This window comes from Polynucleobacter sp. 35-46-11, assembly GCF_002281105.1.
The window spans coordinates 1-2,308 of sequence record NZ_NCFJ01000406.1 but is presented as its reverse complement, the minus strand read 5'-3'; the positions used below and the strand labels follow the sequence as shown (position 1 = coordinate 2,308).

Sequence of the window (2,308 nt, the reverse complement as noted above, 5' to 3'; positions counted from 1 at the left end):
GCTAATATCGAGGTATCCATTAATCACTAAGCGGAGTATTTATGAGTTACGACAAGGTCAGTCCGGGTAAAAAAATCCCAGAATCATTCAACGTCATTATTGAGATCCCAATGAATGCGGATCCAGTGAAGTATGAAGTGGATAAAGAAACTGGCTGCCTCTTCGTAGATCGCTTCATGGGTACAGCAATGCACTATCCATGCAACTACGGTTACATCCCAAAAACGATTGCTGGTGACGGAGATCCTGTTGACGTTCTCGTTATTACTCCATTTGCATTGGTACCAGGCTCAGTAGTGAGCTGCCGCGCCATCGGAATGTTGGAGATGGAAGATGAAGGCGGACAAGACGCGAAGTTGTTGGCCGTTCCAGAAGATAAGATTTTGCCAATCTACAAGCATTTGCAAAAGCCTGAAGATGTAAACGAATTACTCCTCGCCCAAATTCAACACTTCTTCGAGCACTATAAAGATCTCGAAAAAGGTAAGTGGGTAAAAGTTAAAGGTTGGACTGGTGTTGCTGGTGCCCATAAAGAAATTTTGGACGGCATCGAAGGTTACGCTAAGTCACAGAAGTAATTGATTTGTAATTGGGAGTGAGCTCGCAAAAAATCGCCCTGGCGCAAATCAACCCTCTTTTGGGTGATTTGCCTGGCAACGCGCAGCTCATTTCTCAAGCCGCCGCAAATGCTTATGCACAAGGCGCCACACTAGTTCTCACGCCAGAGCTCTCGCTCACTGGCTACCCTCCAGAAGACTTACTGCTTCGCCCTGCCTTTATTGAGGCTGCCGATCGTGAGCTCAGTTGTTTAGTGCTGGAGCTCCAGAAATTTCCAGGATTGACCGTGATTGTTGGTCACCCAAAAAAGACTGCAAATGGTTTGCAAAACTATGCGTCAGTCATTCGTGATGGAAAAGTTATTGCCGGCTATGCCAAACAAGAATTACCCAATCATGAAGTATTTGATGAGGTGCGCTACTTCACACCAGGCAACGAAGCCTGTGTCTTTGAAAATGCCGGCATCCAATATGGACTCATTCTGTGTGAAGACGCTTGGCATGCAGGCCCAGCTAAACAGGCTCATGCTGCTGGCGCCCAAGTACTTCTGGTTCTCAATGCCTCACCTTATCACCTCCAAAAAGAATCTTTACGTATTGAGGTGCTGCGCAAACAAATTGCCTTAAGCAAGATGCCTTTGGTTTATGTCAATGCAGTAGGCGGCCAAGATGAATTGGTTTTTGATGGTGGATCCTTTGCCTTGAACAGCGCGGGCAAGGTAGTGATGACCATGCCACAGTTTGAAACCGCTCTAGGCTATGTCGATGTCAATGCATCCGCTGACTTAGAGATAGGATCTCTTATTCCCCCATCAAGCGTAGAAGCTCAGGCCTATCAAGCTCTTGTTTTGGGTGTCCGAGACTATGTTCAGAAGAACCGTTTTCCAGGAGTCATTATTGGCCTCTCGGGTGGGGTTGATTCAGCATTAGTTCTGGCAATAGCGGTTGATGCATTGGGGGCAGACAAAGTTCGCGCCGTCATGATGGCCTCTCGCTATACCGCTGATATCTCTTGGATTGATGCTAGAGAAATGGCTCAGAATCTGGGTGTTCAATATGATGAGATCCCCATTAGCGAACCTGTTGATGCTTTAGAGCATGCCTTGGCTGAGCAATTCAAGGGCCTCAAACTGGACGCCACCGAAGAGAATATTCAGGCGCGAGTACGTGGCACTCTCCTAATGGCGCTCTCTAATAAAACCGGCCGTCTAGTTCTTACAACCGGTAATAAAAGTGAAATGGCTGTGGGCTACTGCACTCTCTATGGAGATATGGCCGGTGGCTTTGCAGTCATTAAGGATATCGCCAAAACCTTGGTCTATCGCTTGTGCGCTTACCGCAACAGTATTACCCCAATTATTCCGGAGCGGATTTTGACGCGCGCCCCTTCCGCAGAATTACGTCCTGATCAAACCGATCAAGATAGCCTGCCATCGTATGAAGTATTGGATGGCATCGTAGAGCGCTATATGGAGCAAAACCAATCCATCGCCCAAATTATTGCCGCCGGCTTTGATCCAGAAAGCGTAGAAAAAGTTACCCGCCTGATTAAGCTCAATGAGTACAAGCGTCGCCAAGCACCTCCGGGTGTTCGTGTGACCACCAGAGCCTTTGGGCGTGACTGGCGCTATCCTATTACCTCCCAATTTAGGGCGTAACTGGGCATTGGTTTTCAGTTCTAGGTATGATTACTGTATTAAGGGGAATATATGAAGCTAATCACATCCATTATTAAGCCGTTCAAACTTGAC

Annotated in this window: 2 protein-coding genes; both read left to right on the top strand. The window is 47.3% G+C overall.

The genetic code is table 11. The features are described 5' to 3' along the window. Window positions 1–41 precede the first annotated feature (41 nt). Complete coding sequence (ppa, locus tag B7Y67_RS15600) at window positions 42–578, top strand: inorganic diphosphatase (protein ID WP_215309606.1); 537 nt, start codon at window positions 42–44, stop codon at window positions 576–578. 17 nt (window positions 579–595) lie between these two features. Then, on the top strand, window positions 596–2,215 hold the full coding sequence (locus B7Y67_RS15595) for an NAD+ synthase (protein ID WP_293599423.1): 1,620 nt from the start codon (window positions 596–598) through the stop codon (window positions 2,213–2,215). The last annotated feature ends 93 nt before the right edge of the window (window positions 2,216–2,308 follow it).

Coding starts and splice junctions, on each gene's coding strand:
- ppa (WP_215309606.1), top strand. CDS start 42: ATGAGTTACGACAAGGTCAGTCCGGGTAAAAAAATCCCAGAATCATTC.